The organism is Streptomyces sp. IBSNAI002 (assembly GCF_052244475.1).
Taxonomy (GTDB): domain Bacteria; phylum Actinomycetota; class Actinomycetes; order Streptomycetales; family Streptomycetaceae; genus Streptomyces.
In genome coordinates this window covers 7,439,623-7,463,243 of record NZ_JBQPXG010000002.1, presented here as the reverse complement: position 1 = coordinate 7,463,243, position 23,621 = coordinate 7,439,623, and the positions used below count along the sequence as shown (strand labels likewise).

The window sequence follows — 23,621 nt, the reverse complement described above, 5'->3', positions numbered from 1 at the left end:
GCGCCCATGACGGACGCGCCGGTGACGAGGCCGAGGTTGCGCGACAAGTTGAGCAGGCCGGAGACGACGCCCCGGCGGTCGGCGGGGACTTCGGCCATGACGGTCGTGTTGTTGGCCGTCTGGAACACCGCGTACCCGGCCGTGACGACGACCATGGGCACGAGGTATCCGGCGACGCCGGAGCGCGTCGGCAGGGTGGACAGGGCGGCGGCTCCGGCCGTCATGGCGATGAGCCCGGCGGCGGCCGTGCGGGGCGCTCCGAAGCGGTCCGTGATACGGCCGGCCGGCACGCCGGTCAGCGCGGCGACGAGCGGACCGGCTGACAGGACGAGTCCGACGAGGGCCTCCCGGAGCCCGAGGCCGCGGGCGAGATAGAACGGCCCGACCACCAGCGTCGACATCATCACGGTGGAGACGAGGGCGCTCGTGGCGAGGCTCCCGCCCAGCCGCGGATCGCGGAGCGTCCGCAGCCGGATCAGCGGGGACTCGGCTCTCGCCTCGGCGCGCACGAAGAGGACCGCTCCGCAGGCGGCGGCCGCGAGCAGGGCCCCGTTGAGCGGACCGAAGGCGCCGCGCCCCAGGGTCATGGCGAGCGCGTACGCCGCGAGGGTCAACGCGAGGAGCAGGGTGCCGGCATGGTCGAAGCGTGCCCGGCCGGCCGGGCGTCCGGGCCGGTCGGCGGGCAGGTGGCGGTGGGCGAGCAGCAGGGTCAGGGCGCCCAGCGGGACATGGACGAGGAAGACCGCCCGCCAGCCGAATCCGGAGAGCAGGAATCCGCCCAGCGAGGGGCCGAGCGCGGTGCCGACGGCGGACATCGTGCCGAGCAGCCCCATCGCTCTGCCGGTCCGCGCCTTCGGGACGGTCTCGGCGACGAAGGCCATGGTGAGGGCCATCATCACGGCCGCTCCGAGCCCCTGGGCCGCCCGGGCGGCGATCAGCAGCGGGAGCGTGGGCGCGGCGCCGCACAGGGCGGAGGCGGACGTGAACAGGAGGATGCCGGCCAGGAGCAGCCGCCGGCGGCCGACGAGGTCACCGAGCCGCCCGGCGCCGACCACCAGGGTGGTGACGGCGAGGAGATAGGCGAGGACGATCCACTGCACTTCCTGGAAGGAGGCGCCGAAGGCCTGTGCCAGCGCCGGGAGTCCGACGTTGGCGATGCTGGTGCCGAGGGAGGACAGCAGCGCGGAGAGCGAGAGGGCGGCGAGCGCCCGGCGTACGGCGGGCGTACGGCGGGACGCTCGGGGTGACGGCTCGGGGTCGTGGTGTGGGCTCATGCGCGGGAGCCTGCGCGGGCGGGGTCCGCACCGGCAAAGATTTTTGCCGTTCCCGGGAAACGGCGAGCGGCCGCGGCGGCCGGGGGCCCGCCCGCAGGGGCCCCGGCCGACGAGCCGGCCGTCCGGATCGGCAACCTCAAACGACTCGATCGCAGGGCGGGGGTGGCAAGGTCCGGAAGGCACGCCCTGGTCAGTCCTCCAGGAGGTCCAGCTCCTCGTCGGTGAACTGGCTCGCGCAGACGTCCTCGGTGGCCGTTATCGTGGCCATGCGCAGCAGTCCCGATTCGGTGCTGTGGGCGTACAGGGTCCACCCCTGCTTCTCGTACTCGGCCGTGACCATGGAGCCGATGTCGCCGAGCGGCACCTGCTCGGAGGGCCGCGTCTCTTTCCAGCCCCGTTCCGCGAGGCCGGCGAGAACGGTGTGGAACTGCCGGTGTCCGTCGGCGGGTTCCTCTCCTCGCGAGGGCGCGGGGTCGCTGGACGACCAGGTGGGCCCGCAGGCCGCTATCCGGGCCATCAGCTGCTCTCGAGCCCGCTCCTTGTCGGTGGTGGGCCGGTCGGCCGAGGCGTCGGGCGCTGGGGCTCCGCTTGTCGTCCCCTCGGGGAACCCGGCGGCCGCGACGGCCGCGGCGAGGTCGGTCCGCACGGCCTCCTTGCCGAAGGGGCCCGAGGGGGAGGGGGAAGGCAGGGTCGCGGGGGCGGAGGGGGCGGAGGGGGCGGAGGGGGCGGAGGGGGCGGAGGGGGCAGCCGCCGAGGTCCCCGGCGAGGCGCCGCCCGCGCATCCGGCGATCAGCAGTGTGCCGAGTGCGGCTGCCGCCGCCCGTCCGTACCTGGTCATGGTGGTGCGCATGTGCTGTGATTCCCCCGTGCGATGGCGACCGGAGACCGTTCCTCCGATGCCGGTCGGAGGAGTCTCGCACCCTGGTCACCGCAGCCCGGCAGGAGGTGGGCAGAAAGAGGTCCGAGAGACAGGTCCTACACGGAGACCGGCCGCTCCGGCGGGTCCGGGTAGGAGCATCCCGCGTAGGTGTCGCCCTCGTACTCGATGCCGCCTTCCATGGTCACGCCGCATGCGGAACAGGTGACGGCGAAGTGCGGGTTGACGCGCAGGAAGGCGGCGTCCTTCAGTTCGAAAACGGCCTTCAGCGCGTCCGCCCCATGGTGGCGGGTCCCCTGCTCCAGGAAGTCGTACGCGCTGAAGGTGTGGCCGGACCCGCAGGTGAACGGGGCGAAGCGGAACGGGCCGATGTCCCCGAGCCCCAGCTCGGACTCGATCCGCGCCTTCTCCTCGTCCGACACCGGTTCGAGCCCGGACGCCTTGACCCGCTCGGGCGTCCAGTGCTGCTCCCCGAGGATGCGGGCCTGCTCGCGGGAGAGGAAGAAGGCACCGGTTCCGCCGCTTCGGACCGTCTCCTGGACCAGTGCCACGACGGCCGCGTCGTCCCCCGAGAAGACGGCCTTCCCCCGGCCGACGAGGGCTTCGGCATGGGCCAGCAATGCTCTGTCCACGACACGTCCTTCCGGGCCTGCGCCCTGAATCGGATCCTGTGGTCGCGGACCACCATGGCGTTCGGACGGCCTGTTCGGCGGGTGCCACACGGTGGTCGCACCCGCCCGGCCCAGTGCGGGGTCCGTCAGGTCTGGTACGGGTCGAAGGGGATGCCCGCCGGCTTGGCCTCGGCCAGGTGGGATGCGAAGGAGCCGTCCTTCAGGCCGAAGTGCGCGCTGCCGAAATCGGCCTGGCTGAGCTTGTCCCGCAGGGTCGCGGGGTAGCCCGACCAGCCGACCAGTGCGGGGAACTGCCAGGCGCGGCGGTGGTTCTCGGGCGGTTCGTCGTTGGTGTTCGCCGCGCGGAAGCAGTGGGTGCCGACGCCGTCCTTGTGATAGACGATCTTGGGGTGGGTGCCGTCCCAGCGGATCTGGTCGCGGGCGTGGATGTCGAAGTCTCCGTGGGCGGACGTCGCGACGTACTTGGCCTCGTTGTCCTGGATCCAGACCACCACGTGTTCCCAGTCGTGGCGGTGGCCGCCGAGCTCGATGCCGGGGATGGCCTGGTCCTTCTCGAAGTACAGCGCGTACACCACGGCGCACCAGCCGTTGTTGCAGGTCCAGCGCGAGTAACCGTTGGTGTTGTCGAGGTCCGAGGCGTCCCGGCAGTTGCCGTTGAGGGCTCCGGTGGGCTTGAGGCCGCCGTTCAGGACGCCCGTCGGGCCTATCGCGGGGGTCGGGTAGCAGCCGTCGGTGTCGTAGTCGTAGGCCGGCTGGAAGGTCCGCTCGATCGCTTCGGCCTGGGCGGGCAGGGCCGGGGGCGGCGCCGCGAAGGCCACGTGGGGAAGGGCTACGACCAGCGCCAGGGCGGCGCCGACGACCATGGCTGATCTCTGAACGTGGCGGTTCGTCCGCACAACAGGCCTCCTGGCCGGTCCGGTTCGGGGGTGGCGGGCGGATCGCGACCACCGTCGACCGACACGCCCGCAGCATCATTCGCGAACCGGGGCGACACGGCAAGGGTCCGGGCAGCCTCTCTTCCCGGCGCGGCGTCCGTTACGGACAGCCGCCCGGGCGGAGGGAGTTGATCAGGCGTCAGCGCGTCGCGCCCACGGCGGGAACGCGGCGGGCAGGAGGAGGGCCGAGGCCCGTCACACGGTCATCGTCCGAGCGTGTTCATCAGGACGATCGCCAGGAGGTTCAGCAGGATGACGGCGACGACTCCGCCGATCACGATCCAGGCACTGCGTGATTCGTCCATGCGTACGAGTCGCCTCCCGGATCGGACGTGCCGCCTTGTGCGGGTCCGGCGGCCGTACGAAGGCACCGCCGCCCTCCGGCCATCATGGCCCGGTTCCGCGCGGAGCACCTTCCGGCCGCCGTCATCCGGTGGAGCCGTCCCCGGTGAGGGTCGCGGCGGCGGCGAAGAGGCGGGCGCAGCGCCGGGTCATGGCCGCCGGGGTCTGCTCCGGGTGCTTGACCCACCAGCGGACGAGGGTGGCGACCAGGTCCCGCCAGACGTACTTGAGCGCGTCGGCGTCCAGCGGATCGGTGGATCCGGCCGCGCGCAGCAGTTCGGCGGTGCCGCCGGCGGCGAGCCGGTCGATGGCCGTCCAGTACGCGGCGGCCCGGCGCGCGGCTTCGCCGCCGGGCGGCAGGGTGGTGTCGTACAGCACGAACCACGCCTCCCGCCGCCCCTCCAGCGCGGTGAAGATGCCGTCGAGCACGCGCAGCGGCGTGTGCGGCGTGGTGCCGTCGGGGCCCATGGCCGTGCGGACGGCCTCCAGGAGCCGGTCCCCGACGGGGACCAGGCAGGCGACGTACAGCTCCTCCTTGGTCCCGAAGTACTGGTGCAGCAGCGTCTTGGTGACGCCGACGCGCGCGGCGATGGCGGGGAGCGAGGCGGCGGCGTAGCCGCGGGCGCCGAACTCCTCCGTGGCGGCTACCAGCATCTGCTGACGGCGGCGGTGCCGCGGGACTCCCTTGGTGCCGGCCTTCGAAGGGGAGGCCGATGAGGTTGGCGGGGCTGGTGGGGTTGCCATGCGCCGATATTATCAGTAGGTAATTTACCCCTAGGTACATTACCTCGACCCCTGGAGCTCCCCATGGCCGGCACCACCGAGCAGCCGAAGACCCGTACTCGCTCCTGGTGGGGCTGGGGCTGGGCGGACGCACACCCCGACGACGCGGAGTGCGCGGCGATGGGCTCCCTGCTCCCCGGCACCCTCAGCCACCCGCTCCCCGTCCCCCGCGTCCGCGACCTCGGCATCGGGAGCCCCGCCGTCGAACCCCCGCGGAGCCTCGCCCGCCTGGTCACCTCGGATCCCGCGGACCGCGCCGCCCATGCCATGGGGAAGGCGTACCGGGACGTCGTACGGGCCCTGCACGGGCGCCCCGGCCGCATACCCGACCTCGTCGCCCGGCCGGTGGACGAGCAGGGCGTGGCCGACCTGCTGGACTGGGCCGGTGACCGGCAGGTGGCCGTGGTCCCGTACGGCGGGGGCTCCTCGGTCAGCGGCGGCGTGGAGTACCGCGGCGACGCCCACCGGGCGGTGCTCTCCCTCGACCTGACCGCCATGGGCCGGGTCCTGGAGGTCGACGCCGAGGGCCGGGCCGCACGCATCCAGGCCGGCACCCTGGGGCCGGGCCTGGAGGACCAGCTGCGGCCCCACGGCCTCACCCTGCGGCACTTCCCGCAGAGCTTCGAGTTCTCCACCCTCGGGGGCTGGCTCGCCACCCGGGCCGGCGGCCACTACGCCACCGGGCGTACGCACATCGACGATTTCGTGCAGTCGATGCGGGTGGTCACCCCGGCCGGTACGAGCGCGTCCTGGCGGCTGCCGGCCTCCGGGGCGGGCCCCTCCCCCGACCGTCTGTTCCTGGGCTCCGAGGGTGCCCTCGGCGTCATCACCGAGGCCTGGGTCCGGCTGCAGGAGCGCCCGCGCCACAAGGCGTCCGCCGCGGTCTCCTTCACCGGCTTCCACGACGCCCTCCGGGCGGTGCGCGCCCTCGCGCAGTCCGACCTCGCCCCCGCCAACTGCCGTCTGCTGGACGCCGGTGAGGCCGCGCTGTCCGGCGCGGCGCGGGACGGCAGCGCCGTGCTGGTGCTGGGGTTCGAGTCCGCGGACGAGCCGGTGACGGCCCGGCTCGAACGGGCCGTCGGGCTGGCCCGCTCGTACGGCGGCCGGTCCGAGGGGACCGGATCTCCCGGGACTCCCGGGACTCCGGGGGCTCCGGGGGCTCCGGGGGCTCCCGGCGGCGACGCGGCCGTGGGTGCCTGGCGTTCGGCGTTCCTGCGGATGCCCTACCTGCGGGACGGCCTGGCCAGGATGGGCGCCGTCGCGGAGACCTTCGAGACGGCCGCCACCTGGGACCGGATCCCCGGACTGATCGACGCGGTGCGCACCGAGGTCGGCGCGGCGGCGCTCAAGGCCACCGGGCACCCGGCGACCGTCAACTGCCGTCTGACCCACGTGTATCCGGACGGCGCGGCACCCTATTTCACCGTTCTCGCCGCCGGGCGGGCCGGGGACGAGGTCGCGCTGTGGGACGACCTCAAGGCCGTCGCGGGCGAGGTCCTGCACCGCCACCGGGCCACCATCACCCACCACCACGCCGTCGGCCGCGACCACCGTCCGGGCTACGACCTCCAGCGCCCCGAGCCCTTCGCCCTCGCCCTGCGGGCCGCGAAGGGAGCCCTCGACCCGCGCGGCATCCTCAACCCCGGCGTGCTCGTGGACTGACCCGGCGCCCCGGGGCGGGTCACCGCAGGACGGCCCGGCCGGCCCTGCGGTGCTCGGCGGCCGCGGCCGGATCCGTCCCGTCGAACAGGACCGCGATCCCCTCGTGGGCCAGCGCCTCCTCGTTCCGGTATCCGAGCCCCGGGGCCAGCTCCAGCGCCTGCCGGTGCAGCCGCATGGCCTCCTCGGGCAGGCCGGCGAGCCGGCAGGTCTCGGCGTAGCCGTTGAGGAAACGGATCTTCCAGTGCTCCTCGAACAGCTCGTCCAGCAGCGCGAACGCCTCGCGATGGCTCGCCAGCGCCTCCTCGTAGCGGCCCATCTGCCGCAGTGCGACGCCCAGGCAGTTGAGGCACCACGCCTCGTTGTTCATGTGCCGGTCCTCGCGGGCCAGCGCCAGGGCCCGGTGCAGGTGCTCCGCCGCCTCCTCCGGCGCCTCGCCCGCGAGGGCCATGCCGAGGGTGATCCGGGCGGTCAGCGCCGGCGGCCACGCGGGGTCGGCGTGCGCAATCCCCAGCACCGCGCGGGCCTGCCGGGCGGCCCGCTCCCGGTCGCCGAGCTGAAGCATCGCCCAGGCCTCCGAGGCGGCCGCGTGGGCCGCTCCGGCGGGGCAGTCCGCCCGCGCGTACAGCGTGCCCGCCCGTCCGAAGAGTTCCAGCGGCTCCTCGGCTCCGCCCTCGTCCCACCGCAGGTATCCGCGGCGCATCGCCAGCTCGGCCTCGGCGCGCAGGTCCCCCGTCCCGGCCACCCGCAGCCCGGCCGCCTCGTACGCGGCCGCGGCGTCCGCCGTCCGGCCCGCGTTGTAGCGGGCGAAGCCCAGGTCGCTGTAGGCCTCGGCCAGCTGCCGCGGATCGCCCAGGCGCTCGGCGGCGGCCAGGGAGCGCTCGAAGAGGTGGTTGAGGTGCGTCGTGCCGCAGCGCCGCGCGAAGTAGCCGCGCAGGAACCGCGGCAGCTCGCACACGTGCAGATCGGCCCCGACGGCGTCCGCCGTCTCGAAGGCGGCGATCATCGATTCGTACTCCGCGACGAGCCAGGCACAGGCCGCGTTCTTGTCCGCGAACCGGGGCAGTTCGGCCGGGGCCCGGCCCGCGGAGGGCGGCCGGCCCGGCGACAGCACCGGCATCGCGGCGTCCGCGGCGGCGGCCGCGTGCACGTAGTAGTCGAGGAAGCGGCCCAGGGCCCGCTCCCGTTCGGCGGGCGGGTCCTGTTCGGCGCAGGCCCGGCGGGCGTGCTGGTGGACCAGGTCGTGCAGCCGGTAGCGGCCGGCCGTGGGCTGCTGGACGAGGTGGGCGTCGACGAGGTCCTCCAGCATCGCCCGGGCGCTGTGCAGCGGCACGTCCGCCAGTGCCGCCGCGAGGTACTCGTCGAAGGATCCGCCGGGCAGCAGGCCCAGCATGCGGAACAGCCGGGCGTGGGCCCGGTCGAGCTGCCTGACGGACATGGCGAACGCGGTGTCGAACTCGCTCGCGCCCTGCGCGAGCCGTTCGACGAGGATGCCCGCGGTCCAGCCCGGCCGGTGCCGCAGCCGGGCCGCGGCCAGCCGCAGGGCCAGCGGCAGATGTCCGCACAGCCGCAGCACCTCGGCGGCGGACTCCGGTTCGCGGGCCAGCCGGCCCTCGGGGCCTTCGGGGTCGCCGCTGGCCCGGGCCAGCAGTTGCGCGCTCTCCCGCGGACTGAGCACGTCCAGCGACACCGGGGGCACCTCGTCCAGGCCCAGCAGCCGGTTGCGGCTCGTGATCAGGACGACTGAGGGGCCCGCGCCGGGCAGCAGCGGGCGGACCTGGCCGGCACCGGCCGCGTTGTCGAGGACCACGACGGCCCGCCGCCCGGCCAGTTCCGCCCGCCAGCAGGCGGCCAGCTGTTCGACGCCCTCCTGCGGCACCCGCTCGGACGGCACGCCGAGCGCGCCGAGGAGCATCCGCAGCGCGGAGTCGGGGTCGAGCGGCTCCCGGCCCTCGGTGAAGCCGTGCAGGTCCACGTAGAGCTGGGCGTCCGGGTAGTCGCCGGCGAGCCGGTGCGCGGCGTGCACCGCCAGGCAGGTCTTGCCGACGCCCGCCATGCCGTCGACGGCCACCGCCCGGTGGCTGTCCACCGCGGTGAGCACGGCGGCGAGCCCGGCCTCGCGTCCGGTGAAGTCGGGCGCGTCGCGCGGCAGGTCGTTGCGGGGCCCCGGGTGGACCTGGCGGCTGGCCTTGGGGGGTGCGGGCAGCGGGTTCGAGGACCGTTCCCACAGCGGGCGCAGCGGGCGGGGGTCGCGCTTGACGAGGCGGCAGAGGGCGACCACCGCGGGCCAGGGCGGCACGGTCTGGCCGCCGAGGTACCGCGACAGCGAGGAGGAGCTGAGTCCGGCGTCCCGCGCGAGGGCCCGTACGCCGAGCCCGGACAGCTCCTGGATCAGGCGCAGCCGTGCGGCGAGCTCGTCCTGCGGGTCGTCCTTGGCCGTCCGCTGTTCCATCCGCACCGTTCCCCCGCCTGCGTGTCCCGCTCCGCCAGGAGTATTCAGGGCCAAGTCGCCGCTGGTCAAGGCCGGTTCGGCTGTCCCAGGGCGTCCCATCGCCGTCGTCACGGGGCGCTGTGGCGGCTGTCATGGAGTCACGCCCCGGGAGAACGGGGCACCGATCCGGAAGAGGGAAGATCCCATGCAGTCTCGTATGCAGAACCCCGCCGTCGTCCTGTCCGACGCGATGCAGCCCATCCAGGCGCTCTTCAAGGCCGTGCACTCCGGCGGGGTGGACGGGCAGACGCTGGAGCTGGTGCACCTGCGGGTCAGCCAGATCAACGGTTGCAGCGCCTGCGTCGACGGCGGCGCCAAGTCGGCCCGCGCGGCCGGAGTGAGCGACGAGCGGCTGGCCACGGTCGCCGCCTGGCGCGAGGCCCCGTACTTCACCGACGAGGAGCGGGCGGCCCTCATGCTGGCCGAGGCGGCGACGCGGCTGGCCGACCGTCCCGACGCGGTGAGCGACGAGGTCTGGGACACGGCCGCCACCTACTTCGACGAGAAGCAGCTGGCCGCGATCGTCCTCATGATCGGCGTCACCAACCTGTTCAACCGGCTCAACGCCACGACCCGTCAGATCGCCGGCGCGTGGGGGTGACCGGCGGGGCCGGCCCGGCCCGGCCCGGCCCTCGGGCATGACCGTTCCGTCCATCTCGGCACCGCACAGGAGGAACCCGCCATGAACGACACCCGGAAGTCCGCCCAGCGCACCACCGCCACCGCCCGGACCCCGGAGGGGTTCACGGACGAGGAGCGCGGCGCGATCAAGGAGCGCGCCAAGGAGCTGCGGGCTTCGGCGCGCAGCGGATCGCGCGCCGCCCAGGCGGCCGGGGAAGAGGCCGCCGTACTGGCGAGGATCGCCGAGATGGCCCCCTCCGACCGGGCCATGGCCGAGCGGCTGCACGCGATTTTCAAGGCCGGCACACCGGAGCTCGCGCCCAGGCTCTGGTACGGAATGCCCTCGTACGCGAGGATCGGCGCGCTGGTGAGGCAGGCGGCGCGCTGAGTCCAGCCGGGACGGCGGGCCGCGACGACAAGATCGGTAAAGCGGCGCGATCGTTTATCGCGGCCACCCTCCCGGCCACGGCAAAGATCTCCGACACGTGCGTGCGGGCGCGATCGGGCACTCGCGGGCGACCAGGGGACGCTTTTACTTAGATTTTCCCTGGAAGGCTTAAATCCGGTTGCATCAGAACTCTCGATCGAGACCCTGTCAGGACTGTGAAAACTCTTGACAGTCCGATCGTTTTTGGACAATTATTGCAACTCATTGCCGCAACCGGAGGGGGGAGGGGGGTTCCGGCATTTTAGTCCCACCTTCAATGCTCGCGATCCCTCCAGATCATCATGAGCCTGCCCACTGCAATCCGCCCAATGAAGTTCACCGACCGGGTCGTCGAATCGCTCAGGCCGATCGAGCACACGCTGCCGACCGTCGCGATCCCTCGGGGTAGTCACATCTACAACTGCACCGAAAGCGACCAGAGCCTGTATCTGGTGAAGTCGGGGCAGGTCAAGACGGTGATCGTCACGTCCACGGGAAAGCGATGTTTACTCGACCTGTACATCGCCGGCGAAATCTTCGGTGAACTGTGCATGTCACAGATCAGTCGCGTCGAGACGGCCGTGGCCATGGCGGACACCGAACTGACCAAAATCCCGTACGGCAAGTTCTTCGAAATGCTGGCTGCGGCAAGTCTTCTCGAAGAATTCGCGGAACACCTCGCCAGTCGACTCTCGGAACGCCAGCGCGTCATTGTCGACCTGGTCACTCTGGAAAGCGAATTACGACTGGCGGCTCGCCTGCTCCAGCTTTCACACCGCTTCGGGCAGACTCATCAGCGGGGACTGAAGATTGCCGCCCGGCTCACCCAGGAAGAACTCGCAGAAATGGTGGGGACAACCCGGTCGAGGGTCGGGTATTTCTTGAAGAGGTTCCGTGAGGCGGGGCTCCTGGAATCCAGCAGCGGCTGGATCACCATCCGCGACGAGGCCAACCTCGCCGGCTACATCGAAGCCAGGCTCGGCCTGAGCGGCGCGGCCGCCTAGCCTCGGCCCAGGGGTCCGGTTCCGGCCGAACGGTGCACTCGGCCACCAGGACCCGCGGCGGACCTCCTCAGCGAACCCGGGGCCGGGAGCGGCGACCGCACCGGCCGAGCCGGTCCGGTCGCCGCTCCCACACCGTCACACCGCCCGGGCAGCCGGGAGATGGCGCAGCCGTCCGTCGGCCACCCGCGCGACGCGCCCGCCGATCCGCTCCACCACCAGCCGGTCGTGCGTGACCACCACCAGCGCCACCCCGAGGTCCCGGCACAGCTCGTCGAGCAGCCCGAGGACCGCCAGCGCGGTCGTCCGGTCCAGGGCGCTGGTGATCTCGTCGCACAGCAGCACGTCCGGGCGGGCCGCCAACGCCCTTGCCAGTGCCACCCGTTGACGCTCACCTCCGGACAGCGCGGCCGGCCGCCGGGTCAGGTGCTCGGCCCGCAGGCCGACCCGCTCGACCAGCGCCAGGGTCTCCGCCTCCACCCGGTCCGCCGGCACGAGCCCGAACTGGCGCAGCGGACGTCCGACGATCCTGGCCACGGTCTGCCGGGGATTGAGCGAGTCGTACGGGTTCTGCGGTACGAGTTGCAGCAGCCTGCGCTGGAGCGGGCTCCGCCGGCCCACCGGCCCCGCCAGCACCTCGCCGGCCAGCCGGACCTCTCCGGCGCCCGGGGTCAGCAGACCGGTGATCGCCCTCAGCAGGGTGCTCTTGCCGCTGCCCGAGGTGCCGACGACGCAGAGGCGGCCGCCCGCGGGAACGGTGAGCGACACGTCGGCGAGGATCCGGCCCGCGCCGGGCCGCTCCGCGCAGAGCCCCACGACGGACAGCGGCGCCGCGCCGTCCGCCGCGCCGTCCGCCGCGCCGGGTCCGTCCGCCGCGTCCGATCCCTCCGGCTCGTCCGATCCCTCCGGCTCGTCGTACCCGCCCGGCTGCTCGTCGTACGCGTCCGGCTCGTCGTACGCGTCCGCCGTGTCCGGTACGTCGCCGGGCTCGGGCCTGCCCGCACCGGATCCGTCCGCCGGCGCCCCGGCCAGCAGGGCGTCCGGGTGCCCGGCGCGCAGGATCCTCCCGCCGCCCATCACCACGACGGTGTCCGCGGCCCGCGCGACCGCGTCGAGGTCGTGCGAGATCAGCAGGACCGCGGTGCCCGACGTGCGGCACAGGCCGACCACCTCCATCACGAGCCGCGCGGTGTTCTCCGGGTCGAGCGCGCTGGTCGGTTCGTCGAGGACCAGCAGCCGCGGTTCGCGGGCCAGGGCCACGGCGATCGACAGCCGCTGGAGCTGTCCGCCGGACAGCTGGTGCGGTTTGCGGGCCAGGAACCCCGGGTCGTCGGGCAGGGCCACGCGGCGCAGCGCCGTCCTGGCCCGCTCCAGCCGTTCGCCGGCCGGTACGCCCAGGGCGCGCAGCTGTTCGCCGATCTGGTCGGCGACCTTGAGGTTGCCCGGCAGCGAGGTGCGCGGGTCCTGGGCGACGTACGCGACGGATCGGGCCCGCAGCCGGGCGAGCTCGCGGCGGCCGAGGCCGTCGAGGGCGGTCCCGAAGAGCCGGGTGGCTCCGGCCGTGCGCTCCAGGCCGGGGTTGGTGTGTCCGAGCAGGGCCAGCGCGGTGCTGGTCTTGCCGCTCCCGGAGTCGCCGATCAGGGCGACCACCGTGGCGGCGGGCACCGTCAGGTCCACGCCCCGGACGATCTCCAGTCCGGTGGCGCTCGCCCGCAGGCGCAGGCCCCGTACGGCCGCGGCCGTGTCCGGCGCGTCCCCGGGCGGCTGCGCCGGGGCGTCCCCCGCTTCCGCCGCCGGTGCGGCCTGCGGCGCGGGTCCGGCGTCCTTGGGGGCCGGGGCGCGCCCGCGGCGCGCGGCCGGGGCGGCCAGGCCGAGGCTGTCGGAGAGCCGGCCGACCGTGAGCAGCAGCGCGAGGAGCAGGCCGGCGGGGGCCAGTACGGCCATCGGCTGGAGGGTCAGACCGCCCTGGTTCTCCATGATCATCAACCCCCAGTCGGGGGTGGGCGGCTGGGCTCCGAGGCCGAGGAACCCGGCGGTGGCGACCGCGTAGGCGGTACCGGCGAAGCGGACGCTGGCGTCGGCGGCCAGGGTCCTGACCAGGTTGGGGAACACCTCGCGGGCGAGGATCGCGGCCGTGGACTCGCCGCGGGCCAGGGCCACTTCCACGTAGTCGTGGGCCAGGATCTGGGTGGTGGTGGCCCGGACGATCCGGGTGATGTCGGGCAGCATCACGGCGACCACCGAGATGGCGACCCCGAGCAGGCCCGGGCCGGTACCGGTGGCTATCACCGCGATCAGCACCAGGGGCGGCAGGCCCATCAGCACGTCGGCGCAGCGCAGGATCAGGGTGGCGGTCCAGCCGCCCCGGTAGGCGGCGACCATGCCGGCCGTCACCCCGATGAGGTAGGCGACCAGCAGGACCGCGACGGAGAGCAGGATGAGGGTCCGGCCCCCCGAGAGCACCCGGCTGAGCACGTCCGCGCCCAGGTGGTCGGTGCCCAGCGGGGTGTCGGCGCTGCTCGGGGCGTACGGCATGCCCGCGCCGACCCGCGGGTCCTTGGGGGCCAGCCACGGGCCGCAGAGGGTCAGCGCCACCAGAACGCCGAAGAGGATCGCCGCGACCGGCCGGCGGCGGGCCGGGGCGGCCGGCGGGGGCGGCCCGCCGGCCGGCGCCGGCGGTCCGGTGACCGGGGTGGAAACGAGGGTCACTGCGGAATCCTCCTCAGGGGGTCGAGCACCGTGCCGAGCACGTCTCCGAGCAGGTTCGCCAGCACGGTCACCAGCGCCACCAGCAGGGCGACGGCCTGCACCGTCGGTACGTCGCGGCCGGCCGAGGCCTGCACCAGCACCGAGGCGATCCCGGGGAAGCCGAACAGGGTCTCGGCGACCAGCGCCCCGCCGACGAGCAGCGACAGGTAGCGCGCCAGCAGCGGGATCACGGGCGGGAGGGCGGCGGGCAGGACGTAGCGCAGGATCACCCGGTGCTCGGGCACTCCGTTGAGGCGCGCGGTGGTGACGGCGTCGCCGGCCGCGACCTCGACCACCCCGGCCCGGACCAGCCGCGCGTTGTGGGCCAGGCAGCCGACCAGCAGGGTGACCACCGGCAGCACCAGGATCTCGGGACTGCTCAGCAGCCCCTGGCCGGGGCCGAGCAGGGACACCGCGGGCAGCAGGTCCAGTTCGACGGCGAGGACCAGGACCAGGATGGTGCCGGTGACGAACTCCGGCACCGAGAGCAGGGTGAGGGTGGTCGCCGAGATCAGCCGGTCGGGCAGGCCGCCGGCCCGCAGCCCGGCCCAGATGCCGAGGCCGACGGCGAGCGGCACCAGCAGGGCGAGGGTCACCCCGGCCAGGACGAGCGAGTTGCCGACCCGGTCGGCGATCAGCTCGGAGACCGGGCTGCCGGAGACGTAGGAGATGCCCAGGTCGCCGCGCAGGACGGTGAGCAGCCAGTCGCCGTAGCGGACCAGCGCGGGCCGGTCCAGGCCGAGTTCGGCGCGGCGGGCGGCCACGGACGCCGGGTCGGCGTCGGGCCCCAGGGAGGCGGCGGCCGCGTCGCCGGGCGCGGCCTCGGTGGCGACGAAGACGATCGCGGAGACGGCCGCCAGCACCAGTACACCGGTGAGCAGCCGTCTGGCCAGGAGAGACCGCAGCGACCCCTGGCCGGAACCAGGAGTCGCTGCGGCTTCGGGCTTGGTGTCGGTCATGCCAGGAATGCGTCTCTGAAGCTCGGGAACGTCGGGTAGCCCAGCGATTTGACGCCGTGCACCTGGGGGGTGGCGGCGGCCAGTACGGGGGCCTTCGCCCAGACCAGGTCGCCGCCCTCCTCGTAGAGGTGCTGCTGGATGTCGCCCATGGACGTCTTGCGCTGCTCGTCGGAGACCGCGGACCTGACCTTGGTGACGAGGTCGTCGATCTTCGGGCCCGCGACGCCGGTGAAGGGCAGCAGCGCGTCGGTGCCGTAGAAGAACAGGACGTCGAGCGGGAGCGGCCGGGGCTTGCGGTTGGCGGACTGGAACTTGGCGCCGATGAACACCTTGGGGTCGGCGAAGAAGTCTCCGGCCGGCACCTTGTCGAGGCCGATGGTGATCCCGGCCTTCTTGGCCTGCTCGGCGAGGACCGCGGCGCCCTCGGCCAGCCCGTACTCGTAGTCGCTGGTGCGGATGGTCAGCGAGAGGTTCTCGACGCCGGCCTCCTTGAGGAGCTTCTTGGCCCGCTCGGGGTCGTACTGGCGCTGCGGCAGGTCCTGCGCGTAGTACGGCAGGTACTTGCCGAACAGGTCGTTGCCGACCTCGCCGAAGCCGAGGGTGACGCGCTCGACCATCTGCTCGCGGTCGACGGCGTACTTGAGCGCCTGCGCGACGCGGGCGTCGGTGAAGGGGTCCTGGCTGCGTTTGAGCATCGCGCCGAAGTTCGGCCACTCCCACTTGGGCGGGATGATCAACTGCACGGCCGCGTTGGAGCGTTCGGTCTTGCCCGCGACCAGTGAGATGCTCGCCGCGTACTCGACCTGGCCCGCCTTGAGGGCGTTGAGCCGGGCCGTGCCGTCCGCGATGGAGACGAGCTCGAGCTCGTCCAGGTACGGGCCGGCGCTGCCCCAGTAGTCGGGGTTGCGCTTGAGCGTGGCGCCCTGTCCCACCCGGTGCTGCTGGAGGATGAAGGGGCCGCTGCCGGGGACGTTGGCGAAGTCCGTGGTGCCCGCCGGGATGATGAAGATGCCCTGGGTGAAAACCAGGTCGAGGAACCCGTGCGGGCGCTTCATCACCAGGACGGCCGTCAGTTCGTCCTTGCGCTGGGACTTGGCCAGGTCGAGGTCGGCCAGCAGCGGGGCCTGGTTGGCCTTGGTGTCGACGTACGTGTTCAGCGTGAAGAGCACGTCGTCGATGGTGAGCTTGCGGCCGTCGCTGAACTTGACGCCGCTGCGCACCTTCAGCGTCCACTCGGTGCCGTCCGCGTTCGGCGTCATGCTCTCGGCCAGCTGCATCTCCGTACGGCCTTCGGCGTCCAGGACGCACAGCTCGTCGTAGATCGCGCGGGCGCGTACGTAGTCGATCGGGGTGTTCGCGGCCTTGAGCACGTTGGCGGTCTCGTTGCTGCCCCCGATGAAGGCGGCGCGCAGCTTGCCGCCGCGCTTCGGCTGGGCGGAGGGCTTGGCGTCCGCCGCGGGGGTCTTCGCGTCCGAACCGCAGGCGGTCAGCAACCCCGCCCCCGCGGCGCCCACGGTGATGCCGGCCGCCGTCCGCAGCAGCGTCCGTCTCGACAGCGTGGGCCTTGAGTCCGTCATGGTTCCTCCTAGTTCGCGTTCTGCGCTGGGCCGGGCGCGCGAGGAAGGTATCCATGTCAAACGTCCGCGATCTGCGCAGCATTGAGCATGGGACCGGACGAACCGGAAGCACGCTCACTTCGGAGCAGACCGGCGCCGGAGGGCGTGCGAATCTGCGCCGCATGACGAATCAGCTTCAGGAGATGCCGGCCGATTTCGACCGGGTGCTGTGTGTGGTCGCCCACCCCGACGACATGGAGTTCGGCGGTGCGGGCGCGGTGGCCGCGTGGACCTCGGCGGGCAAGCAGGTGGCGTACCTGCTGCTGACCCGCGGCGAGGCGGGGATCGACGGGATGGAACCGGCGAAGGCGGCCCGGGTGCGGGAGGAGGAGCAGCGGCGCAGTGCGGGGATCGTGGGCGTGGACGCGGTGGAGTTCCTGGACCATCCGGACGGCACGCTGGAGTACGGGCTGACGCTGCGGGGCGACATCGCGGCGGCGATCCGCCGGCACCGGCCGGAGCTGGTCGTCGGCTACAACCACCGCGACGCCACGCACACCCGCCGCTGGAACACGCCGGACCACCGCAACGCGGGCCGGGCGCTGCTCGACGCGGTCGGCGACGCGGGCAACCGGTGGATCTTCCCGGAGGCCGGGGAGCCGTGGGGCGGGGTGCGGTACGTCGCGATGGTGGGCTCCCCCGAGCCGACCCACGCGGTGGACGTGACCGCCTCGGTGGACCGGGCCGTGGCCTCGCTCGAGGCGCACGAGGCCTATCTGGCGGCGCTGGGCGGCGGCGCCCCGGTCGACGTGCGGGCCCCGCTGACCGGACTGTTCCGGGCGACCGCTGAGCGGTTCGGCGGCCGGATGTCGATCGCGTTCGAACTCGTGGTGGGCTGAGCGGAACCCGCCGCGAACGGACCTCGCGGATGCGCAACTTTGGCCAGGCGGCCCGGCCGGGACTCCCTACGCTTCCCGGCATGGCTGCTATCCCTTACATGAAGTACGAGGACGTCGCACGCGCGCTGGAGTGGCTGACCGAGGCGTTCGGGTTCACCGAGCAACAGCGGTTCGCCCACCCGGACGGTGCGGTGTTCCACGCGGAGATGCTCACGCCCGCCGGCGATCCGGTGTACCTGGCCGGGCCCGGAGACGGCTACCGGTCGCCCGCCGGCACGGGCTACCGCAGTGCGATGGTGTCGGTGGACGTCGAGGACGTCGACGCCCAGTACAAGCGGGCCGAGGCGGCGGGCGCCACGCTGGGCTTCGCGCCCACCGACACCCCGCAGGGCATGCGGATCTGCAAGGTGGAGGACCACGAGGGACACGAGTGGTTCTTCAGCCAGAAGCTCGCCACCACCTGAGGTCACCGGAAGGGGACCGGCACGGGGAAGCGGGCCAGGGGATCTCCCCCTGGCCCGCTTCCCCGTGCCCTGAGGCGTCACCAGGCGATCGGCAGGGCCTCCAGGCTGTGGATGACCACGTTGCGCTTCCACGGCAGTTCGCTCTCGGGCACGGCCAGCCGCAGCCCCGGGAAGCGCCGGATCAGCGTGCTGATGCCGATCTGCATCTCCAGCCGGGCGAGTTGGGCGCCGACGCAGTGGTGGATGCCGTGACCGAAGCTGGTGTGCGAACCGGGCTTGCGGGTGATGTCGAAGGTGTCGGGGTCCTCCCAGACCCGGCCGTCGCGGTTGGCCGAGTTGGTGACGGCGATGACGCCGTCCCCGGCCCTGATCAGCTCGCCGCCCACCTCGACGTCCTCGGTGGCGACGCGGATCAGCCCGCCGGCCGCGCCGCCGGGGATGTAGCGCAGCAGCTCCTCGACGGCGTCGCCGATCCGCTCCGGCTCGGCGCGCAGCAGCGCCAGCTGTCCGGGGTTGCGCAGCAGTACCAGGACGGCGTTGGCGAGCCGGTTCGCGGTGGTCTCGTAGCCGGCCACGATGAGACCGCCGGCGAAGGAGATCAGCTCGAGCTCGGAGAGCCGGTCGTCGTTGTCGCGGGCGGCGATCAGGACGCCGAGCAGGTCGTCGGCGGGGACGGCGCGGCGCTCCTGCACCATCGCCGCGAGGTAGCCGATCAGGGCCTCGCGGGCGGCGACGGCTTCCTGCAGTGCGTCGGGGGAGGTCTTGAACATCAGGTCGGACCACTCGCGGAACCGGCCCTGGTCCTCGCGCGGGACCCCGAGCAGGTCGCCGATGGTGATGATCGGCAGCGGGCCGGAGAGGGCGGACACCACGTCGCCGCCCGGGCCGTCCTTCTCCATGGCGTCGAGCAGCTCGTCGACGGTGCGCTGGATGCCGGGGCGCATGGCCTCGATGCGGCGCACCGTGAAGGCGGGGGCGACGAGCTTGCGCAGCCGGGTGTGGTCGGGCGCGTCCTTGCTGACGATGGACTCGGGGTCGCCCTCGACGCCGGGCATGAAGCGGGGGGCCCCGGGGCGGGTGGCCGCCTGGCGGCTGAACCGCGGGTCGCTGAAGACGGTACGGACGTCGTCGTAGCGGGTCACGATCCAGGCGGGGTCGCCGCTGGGCAGGGCGACCGGGCAGACCGGCTGCTCCTCGCGCAGGCGGGTGTACTCGGGCGACGGGTCGAGCGCGGACCGGATCGGGAACGGGAACGGGCAGCGCCCGGCGCTCCCGTCGGCGGCGGTCGGGTGGTCTTCGGGCAGCCGGTTCACGCCGGCTCCTTTCTGGTCCGCGGGAGCGTGCTGCGCCCGGGCTCGGTGGTCGGTGGGACCGGTCACCAGGTGACCGGCAGCTCGTGGACGCCGTGCACGAACATGTCCGTGCGGAACGGGACGTCGTCCAGCGGGACGGCGAGGCGCAGGGTGGGGATCCGGGCGAACAGCGTGGACCACAGGACCTGGAGCTGGAGCCGGGCCAGCAGCTGGCCCAGGCACTGGTGCAGGCCGAAGCCGAAGCCGAGGTGCTCGTGCGCCTCGGGGCGGCCGAGGTCGAACCGGTCGGGGTCGGGGAAGACCCGCTCGTCCCGGTTGGCCGAGGAGAGCACCACGACGACGCCCTCACCGGCCCGGATGGTCTGTCCGCCGATCTCCACGTCCTCGGTCGCCGCGCGGCGCAGCCCGTAGTCGATGACCGTCTGGTGGCGCAGCAGTTCCTCGACCGCTCCGGGGACCAGTCCGGGATCCTTGACCAGGTCGGCGAGTTGGCCGGGGTGCCGGAGCAGCAGCAGGGTGCCGACGCCGATCTGGTTGGCGATGGTCTCGAACCCGGCGATCATCAGCAGGGTGGCGATGCCGACGAGTTCGTCGTGCGTGATGCCGTCCTGGTCGAGCCGGGCCGCGGCCCGGCCGAGCAGGTCGTCGGTCGGTGCGGCGGTCTTGTCGCGGACCAGCCGGTCCAGGTACGCACGCAGCTCGTCCCGGACGATCTGGCGGCGGGCCGGCGGCGCCGACTGGTCACCGATGACCTGGGTGCAGTCCTGGAAGAACTCGCGGTCCTCGTAGGGCACTCCGAGGAGTTCGCAGATCACCAGGGTGGGCAGGGGCAGGGCGATCGCCTGGACCAGGTCCGCGGTGTTTCCGCCGCTCAGCATGGTGTCGACGAGTCCGTCGACGATGTCCTGGATCGCGGGGCGCAGCTTCTCCAGCCGCTTCATCCGGAACTCGCCGACGATGGTGCGGCGCAGCCGGGCGTGGTCCGGCGGGTCCATCCGGATGAACGTCCCGGGTCCGGGCGGCCGGACGGTCATCCGGGCGGGGAACCCCTCGCGGGAGAAGTCCGAGCTGAAGCGGTGGTCGGCGAGGACGGCGCAGGCGTCGGCGTGGCCGGTGATCAGCCAGACCTCGCTGCCGTCGAAGTCGAGGGTGGTGCGGAAGACCGGCTGCTCGGCCCGCAGCTGCGGGTAGACGGGTGCCGGGTCGAGCGGGCAGGTGCGGGGTACGGGGTACGACGCGGGCGGGGTCGAGGCGTCCAAGGGGGCGGGTCCCTCCTCGTCCAACGGAACGGCTGCCGGGCGGGGTTGCCCGGCAGCCATCCTCATCGCCGGCCGTTCGGGAGTCTGCTCAACTTTGTGCTGGCAGGCCCGGCCCGGCGGATCACGCGAAGTCGTGGTCCAGGGTGTATTCGGCGTTGCCGCCCTCGTCGTGGGTGGCGGTGAAACCGCCGCTGCCGGTCAGACCGGTCAGCTCGCCCGTTCCGGAGCCCGGAACGACCGTCCACGTCACCACGGCCGCGGTGCCGGTCAGTTCGCCGGTGTGCTGGAGCACGAAGCTGCCGGAGCGGCCGCCGAGCCGTCCGGTGATCTGCTCCAGGCCGACGAAGGTGGTGGACTCGTCGCTTCGGTAGAACATCACGTATTCCTGGACGCCCTCCCCCTCGATGGCGCCGGTGTACGAGTACTCGATGGCGGAACGGGTCACTTTGCGGCCGTCGGCCTGGGAGATCTCCTGCTCGTCCCAGCTCTTCAGGACGCGGGTGCCGGTGGCTTTGCTCATGTCTTCGAATCTCTTCTCAGCAGAGGGTCATCGAACAGTGGCGATGTCACGCGGAGTCGGCATCGCCCGGCTGTCCAGCATGCCCGGAGTCCTCCTGGCCCGCGAACCAGTCGCGCATTCCGCCCTCGATTCCGGCGACCTGACGCCAGATCAGGCCGTCCTTCAGTACGTACGCGCCGAAGCCGAGTTCGCGTTCGCCGCGCACGCTCATCAGGGCGCGCATGAAGATGGTGTCGTCGGTGTGGGTGTACTCCAGCAGTTGCTCGTAGCGGGCCTGGATGTCCATGTAGCGGCCGAAGGTGTCGCCGATCTCCTTGATGCCGGTGAGCACGCCCTGGAAGCGCACCACCACGGCCTCGGGGTGGTAGGTCTCGAGGAGCCCCTCGATGTCCTTGTTCTGGAGGCAGTCGATCTGGCGGACGAAGATCGGGTGGCAGCCCGAGAGGTCCAGCTTCTCCATGGTCTTCTCCTTGGGGGATCGGGTGGGGCGGGGTGGGCTCGGGTGGTGCGGGTGGTGAGGGTGGTGCGGGGCCGGCCCTAGGTCCGGACGGGGAGGTCCAGTCGGCCGCGGATCAGGGCGAACAGGTCGCCCGGTGCCCGTTTCAGGTAGAAGTGGTCGCCGTCCACGACCCGCAGGTCGAATCCGCCGCGCGTGGTGTCCCGCCAGGCGGCCATCTCGTCCGCCTCGACCTCGGGGTCGGTGCGGCCGACCACGGCCGACACATCGCAGCCCAGCAGGCCGCCGGGCAGGGGCGTGTACGTCTCGTTCACCTCGAAGTCGGCCCGCAGGCCGGGGGTGAACGCGTTCAGCAGCTCGGGGTGCGCGAGCACCTCGGGCGGGGTGCCGCCCATCCGCGCGACGGCGGCGGTGAACTGCTCCGGCGGCAGGTCGTGCAGACGGCCGCGGCGGGACGGCAGGTGCGGGGCCCGGCGGGCCGAGACGAACAGGTGGCGCGGTTCTCCCCAGCCGCGCGCCGCGAACTCGCGGGCCACCTCGTAGGCGATGGCGGCCCCCAGACTGTGCCCGAACAGTGCGTACGGCCGGTCGAGCAGCGGCAGCAGGCCGTCGCACAGCGGCCCGATGATATCCGCCATCCGGCGCAGCGGCTGCTCCCTGGCGCGGGATTCCCGGCCGGGGAGGAGGATCGGCCGGATGTCCACGTCCTGTCCGAACTCCCGCTGCCAGGGCCGGAATCCGGCCGGGCCGCCGCCGGCGTGCGCGAAGCAGAACAGCCGGGTCCCGGCGTCCGGGGCCCCGCGCGCCTCCGCGGTCCAGCGTCCCGTCACGGTGCTCACCCTCCTGTCGTCGGCCGGCCGGTCACGCGGCCAGCAGGATGCTGGTGTCGATGCCCCCGAAGCCGAAGCCGTTCGAGAGCGCGTACGAGTGGTCCGCCGGCCGGGCCGTCCGGCCGACGAACCTCAGCCCGGGGTCGATGGGCCGGTGCAGATTGACGTTCGGGTGGACGAAGCCCCCGCGCAGCTGAATCACGGTGGCGACCGCCTCGACCACGCCGGCCGCGTACAGGCAGTGCCCGGTGAGCGCCTTGGTCGCGTTGATCCACGGCCGGCCGGGCCCGTCGCCGAAGACCTGCCGGAGCGCGGCGGCCTCGGTGCGGTCGCCGAGGGCGGAGCCGGTGCCGTGCGCGTTGACGTAGCCCACCTCCTGCGGTGCCAGGCCGGCCATCCGCAGGGCCGCCGTCATGACCTCGGTCTCGCCCCGCTCGTCCGGGTCGGCCTGGCTGTTGCCGTCCAGGGCGAGCCCGTAACCCGCGATCCGGGCCAGGACGGGCGCGCCGCGGCCGCGGGCCGACTCCTCGGTCTCCAGCACCAGCGCCCCGCAGCCCTGGCCGGGGACGAATCCCGAGCGGTCCTCGTCGAACGGGCGGCAGACCTCCTGCGGCGACGCCCCCGGCGGCCCGGCCGGGCCCGCGGCCATCGCGCCCAGGTTGACCAGCGCCTGCCGTTCCAGCGTGGAGAGTTCGGCGAGGGCCCCGACCACCAGGCAGGCGTCCACCGCGCCCAGGGCCAGCAGCCGGGCCGCGGTGATGATGCCCACGTTGCCGCTCGCGGAGGCACCGCCGACCGTGCAGCCCTCCCCGGTGATGCCCAGTACCTGGCTGAGCACGCCGAGATGGTCGGTGTCGAGCAGGTGCAGCGCGGCCCTGGCCGGGACGTACGCACCGCTGGCCGCGAGTTTCGGGTACAGGCTCTCGGCGTAACCGGTGGTCAGGTTGTGCCCGGCCACCACCAGCCCGGTACGGCCGGGGGCCGGGCCGCCCGGTGTCCCGAGGCCTGCCTGGAGGTGCGCCTGCACCGCGGTGGCCACCGCGACCCGGACGCCGAGCGGGGCCCGGCCGGCCGTGCGCAGGGCGGCCGACCGCAGTCCGGCGGGCAGGCCGGGGACGGCGTCCAGGGCCTCCCGCAGGCCGAAGTCCGCGAGGTCGGCCGAGACGCACGGCTCGTGCGGTCCGTCCGCCTCCCGCCGGCCGATCCCGCTGCGGCCCGCGCGCAGGGCCCGCTCGAAGGCGTCCGTGCCGGCCGCGACCGCGGTGTGCACCCCCAGGCCCGTGACGACCACGGAGGCGGCGGCGGTCACCGGCGGTACGTCCGCATCAGGTCCACCAGGGCCCCGAGGTCGGGCAGCCCCTGGAACTCGGCCACCGGCACGTCCAGTCGCAGTTCCTCCAGGGTCAGGGTGACCACTTCGGCGCGGTCGATGCTGTTGCAGCCCAGGTCGGCCATCGAGACGTTCCGGCCGACCTGGGCCGGGTCGACCTCGGGGACGACGGCGACGATGTGGCGCCGCAGCGTCTCCAGGACCGTGTGCTCGTCGTACGCGTCGTGCTCGTCCATCGGTGTCC

At 73.2% G+C, this 23,621-nt stretch carries 21 protein-coding genes and 1 pseudogene; 6 read left to right on the top strand and 16 right to left on the bottom strand.

Going from position 1 to position 23,621, the window contains the following annotated elements; all coding sequences use genetic code 11:
- Nucleotides 1-29 precede the first annotated feature (29 nt).
- From ACTVZO_RS34610 to ACTVZO_RS34590, 5 genes and pseudogenes are all read right to left on the bottom strand, one after another.
- Nucleotides 30-1,274: pseudogene (locus tag ACTVZO_RS34610) on the bottom strand (MFS transporter); the annotation flags it as partial.
- A 190-nt stretch (nt 1,275-1,464) separates the two neighbouring features.
- On the bottom strand, nt 1,465-2,124 hold the full coding sequence (locus ACTVZO_RS34605; protein WP_443302089.1) for a hypothetical protein: 660 nt from the start codon (nt 2,122-2,124) through the stop codon (nt 1,465-1,467).
- A gap of 125 nt (nt 2,125-2,249) precedes the next feature.
- Nucleotides 2,250-2,783, bottom strand: a complete 534-nt coding sequence (locus ACTVZO_RS34600) for a hypothetical protein (RefSeq protein WP_443302088.1) — start codon at nt 2,781-2,783, stop codon at nt 2,250-2,252.
- Nucleotides 2,784-2,908: 125 nt separating this feature from the next.
- Entirely contained in the window at nt 2,909-3,646 is a 738-nt protein-coding gene (locus ACTVZO_RS34595) for an NPP1 family protein (RefSeq protein WP_443303361.1), read from the bottom strand.
- 498 nt (nt 3,647-4,144) lie between these two features.
- Nucleotides 4,145-4,714 (bottom strand): TetR/AcrR family transcriptional regulator, encoded by a 570-nt coding sequence (locus tag ACTVZO_RS34590; protein ID WP_443302087.1) that lies wholly within the window; start codon nt 4,712-4,714, stop codon nt 4,145-4,147.
- Between the two features lie 153 nt (nt 4,715-4,867).
- On the opposite strand from ACTVZO_RS34590, the gene ACTVZO_RS34585 reads away from it, so the two are divergent.
- Nucleotides 4,868-6,505: an FAD-binding oxidoreductase gene (locus ACTVZO_RS34585; protein WP_443302086.1), complete on the top strand. Its 1,638-nt coding sequence runs from the start codon at nt 4,868-4,870 to the stop codon at nt 6,503-6,505.
- Between the two features lie 19 nt (nt 6,506-6,524).
- Here the strand turns inward: ACTVZO_RS34585 and ACTVZO_RS34580 are convergent, their stop codons facing one another.
- Nucleotides 6,525-8,954, bottom strand: a complete 2,430-nt coding sequence (locus tag ACTVZO_RS34580) for a helix-turn-helix domain-containing protein (RefSeq protein ID WP_443302085.1) — start codon at nt 8,952-8,954, stop codon at nt 6,525-6,527.
- Nucleotides 8,955-9,138: 184 nt separating this feature from the next.
- Between ACTVZO_RS34580 and ACTVZO_RS34575 the strand changes: the two genes are divergently transcribed.
- The 3 genes from ACTVZO_RS34575 (at nt 9,139) to ACTVZO_RS34565 (ending at nt 11,045) form a co-directional block, all read left to right on the top strand.
- On the top strand, nt 9,139-9,594 hold the full coding sequence (locus ACTVZO_RS34575) for a carboxymuconolactone decarboxylase family protein (RefSeq protein WP_443302084.1): 456 nt from the start codon (nt 9,139-9,141) through the stop codon (nt 9,592-9,594).
- A gap of 81 nt (nt 9,595-9,675) precedes the next feature.
- On the top strand, nt 9,676-10,002 hold the full coding sequence (locus ACTVZO_RS34570; protein WP_443302083.1) for a hypothetical protein: 327 nt from the start codon (nt 9,676-9,678) through the stop codon (nt 10,000-10,002).
- A gap of 368 nt (nt 10,003-10,370) precedes the next feature.
- Entirely contained in the window at nt 10,371-11,045 is a 675-nt protein-coding gene (locus ACTVZO_RS34565; RefSeq protein ID WP_443302082.1) for a Crp/Fnr family transcriptional regulator, read from the top strand.
- Nucleotides 11,046-11,180: 135 nt separating this feature from the next.
- On the opposite strand, the gene ACTVZO_RS34560 is transcribed toward ACTVZO_RS34565, so the two are convergent.
- Genes ACTVZO_RS34560 through ACTVZO_RS34550 form a run of 3 tightly spaced genes read right to left on the bottom strand, consistent with a single transcriptional unit; the run spans nt 11,181 to nt 16,326 of the window.
- On the bottom strand, nt 11,181-13,751 hold the full coding sequence (locus ACTVZO_RS34560; protein ID WP_443302081.1) for an ABC transporter ATP-binding protein/permease: 2,571 nt from the start codon (nt 13,749-13,751) through the stop codon (nt 11,181-11,183).
- Nucleotides 13,748-14,749 carry an ABC transporter permease gene (locus ACTVZO_RS34555; RefSeq protein ID WP_443302080.1) on the bottom strand — a complete coding sequence of 334 codons (1,002 nt, stop codon included), beginning with the start codon at nt 14,747-14,749 and terminating at the stop codon, nt 13,748-13,750. Before ACTVZO_RS34555 ends, ACTVZO_RS34560 begins: the two co-directional genes overlap by 4 nt.
- Nucleotides 14,746-16,326 (bottom strand): ABC transporter substrate-binding protein, encoded by a 1,581-nt coding sequence (locus ACTVZO_RS34550; RefSeq protein ID WP_443302079.1) that lies wholly within the window; start codon nt 16,324-16,326, stop codon nt 14,746-14,748. The genes ACTVZO_RS34555 and ACTVZO_RS34550 overlap by 4 nt, the downstream gene beginning before the upstream one ends.
- A 161-nt stretch (nt 16,327-16,487) precedes the next feature.
- On the opposite strand from ACTVZO_RS34550, the gene ACTVZO_RS34545 reads away from it, so the two are divergent.
- Both ACTVZO_RS34545 and ACTVZO_RS34540 read left to right on the top strand, forming a co-directional pair.
- Nucleotides 16,488-17,204 (top strand): PIG-L deacetylase family protein, encoded by a 717-nt coding sequence (locus ACTVZO_RS34545; protein WP_443302078.1) that lies wholly within the window; start codon nt 16,488-16,490, stop codon nt 17,202-17,204.
- Nucleotides 17,205-17,284: 80 nt separating this feature from the next.
- Complete coding sequence (locus tag ACTVZO_RS34540) at nt 17,285-17,668, top strand: VOC family protein (protein ID WP_443302077.1); 384 nt, start codon at nt 17,285-17,287, stop codon at nt 17,666-17,668.
- A 77-nt stretch (nt 17,669-17,745) separates the two neighbouring features.
- On the opposite strand, the gene ACTVZO_RS34535 is transcribed toward ACTVZO_RS34540, so the two are convergent.
- From ACTVZO_RS34535 to ACTVZO_RS34505, 7 genes are all read right to left on the bottom strand, one after another.
- The gene (locus tag ACTVZO_RS34535; RefSeq protein WP_443302076.1) at nt 17,746-18,981 is read right to left on the bottom strand and encodes a cytochrome P450; all 1,236 of its coding nucleotides are present in this window, start codon (nt 18,979-18,981) and stop codon (nt 17,746-17,748) included.
- Between the two features lie 62 nt (nt 18,982-19,043).
- Nucleotides 19,044-20,240: a cytochrome P450 gene (locus ACTVZO_RS34530; RefSeq protein WP_443302075.1), complete on the bottom strand. Its 1,197-nt coding sequence runs from the start codon at nt 20,238-20,240 to the stop codon at nt 19,044-19,046.
- A gap of 121 nt (nt 20,241-20,361) precedes the next feature.
- The gene (locus ACTVZO_RS34525) at nt 20,362-20,760 is read right to left on the bottom strand and encodes a DUF3224 domain-containing protein (RefSeq protein ID WP_443302074.1); all 399 of its coding nucleotides are present in this window, start codon (nt 20,758-20,760) and stop codon (nt 20,362-20,364) included.
- A 46-nt stretch (nt 20,761-20,806) separates the two neighbouring features.
- Nucleotides 20,807-21,220: a nuclear transport factor 2 family protein gene (locus tag ACTVZO_RS34520; RefSeq protein WP_443302073.1), complete on the bottom strand. Its 414-nt coding sequence runs from the start codon at nt 21,218-21,220 to the stop codon at nt 20,807-20,809.
- A gap of 77 nt (nt 21,221-21,297) precedes the next feature.
- Nucleotides 21,298-22,047 carry a thioesterase II family protein gene (locus ACTVZO_RS34515; RefSeq protein ID WP_443302072.1) on the bottom strand — a complete coding sequence of 250 codons (750 nt, stop codon included), beginning with the start codon at nt 22,045-22,047 and terminating at the stop codon, nt 21,298-21,300.
- 31 nt (nt 22,048-22,078) lie between these two features.
- Nucleotides 22,079-23,356, bottom strand: coding sequence for a beta-ketoacyl synthase N-terminal-like domain-containing protein (locus ACTVZO_RS34510; protein ID WP_443302071.1), 1,278 nt, complete (start codon nt 23,354-23,356; stop codon nt 22,079-22,081).
- Nucleotides 23,353-23,613: a phosphopantetheine-binding protein gene (locus ACTVZO_RS34505; protein WP_443302070.1), complete on the bottom strand. Its 261-nt coding sequence runs from the start codon at nt 23,611-23,613 to the stop codon at nt 23,353-23,355. Before ACTVZO_RS34505 ends, ACTVZO_RS34510 begins: the two co-directional genes overlap by 4 nt.
- Nucleotides 23,614-23,621: the final 8 nt, after the last annotated feature.

Bases quoted from the DNA above. Each gene is read 5' to 3' on its own strand.
- ACTVZO_RS34605 (WP_443302089.1), bottom strand. From the start codon at position 2,124: ATGCGCACCACCATGACCAGGTACGGACGGGCGGCGGCAGCCGCACTC.
- ACTVZO_RS34595 (WP_443303361.1), bottom strand. From the start codon at position 3,646: ATGGTCGTCGGCGCCGCCCTGGCGCTGGTCGTAGCCCTTCCCCACGTG.
- ACTVZO_RS34590 (WP_443302087.1), bottom strand. From the start codon at position 4,714: ATGCTGGTAGCCGCCACGGAGGAGTTCGGCGCCCGCGGCTACGCCGCC.
- ACTVZO_RS34585 (WP_443302086.1), top strand. From the start codon at position 4,868: ATGGCCGGCACCACCGAGCAGCCGAAGACCCGTACTCGCTCCTGGTGG.
- ACTVZO_RS34580 (WP_443302085.1), bottom strand. From the start codon at position 8,954: ATGGAACAGCGGACGGCCAAGGACGACCCGCAGGACGAGCTCGCCGCA.
- ACTVZO_RS34575 (WP_443302084.1), top strand. From the start codon at position 9,139: ATGCAGTCTCGTATGCAGAACCCCGCCGTCGTCCTGTCCGACGCGATG.
- ACTVZO_RS34570 (WP_443302083.1), top strand. From the start codon at position 9,676: ATGAACGACACCCGGAAGTCCGCCCAGCGCACCACCGCCACCGCCCGG.
- ACTVZO_RS34565 (WP_443302082.1), top strand. From the start codon at position 10,371: ATGAAGTTCACCGACCGGGTCGTCGAATCGCTCAGGCCGATCGAGCAC.
- ACTVZO_RS34555 (WP_443302080.1), bottom strand. From the start codon at position 14,749: ATGACCGACACCAAGCCCGAAGCCGCAGCGACTCCTGGTTCCGGCCAG.
- ACTVZO_RS34550 (WP_443302079.1), bottom strand. From the start codon at position 16,326: ATGACGGACTCAAGGCCCACGCTGTCGAGACGGACGCTGCTGCGGACG.
- ACTVZO_RS34545 (WP_443302078.1), top strand. From the start codon at position 16,488: ATGACGAATCAGCTTCAGGAGATGCCGGCCGATTTCGACCGGGTGCTG.
- ACTVZO_RS34540 (WP_443302077.1), top strand. From the start codon at position 17,285: ATGGCTGCTATCCCTTACATGAAGTACGAGGACGTCGCACGCGCGCTG.
- ACTVZO_RS34525 (WP_443302074.1), bottom strand. From the start codon at position 20,760: ATGAGCAAAGCCACCGGCACCCGCGTCCTGAAGAGCTGGGACGAGCAG.
- ACTVZO_RS34520 (WP_443302073.1), bottom strand. From the start codon at position 21,220: ATGGAGAAGCTGGACCTCTCGGGCTGCCACCCGATCTTCGTCCGCCAG.
- ACTVZO_RS34505 (WP_443302070.1), bottom strand. From the start codon at position 23,613: ATGGACGAGCACGACGCGTACGACGAGCACACGGTCCTGGAGACGCTG.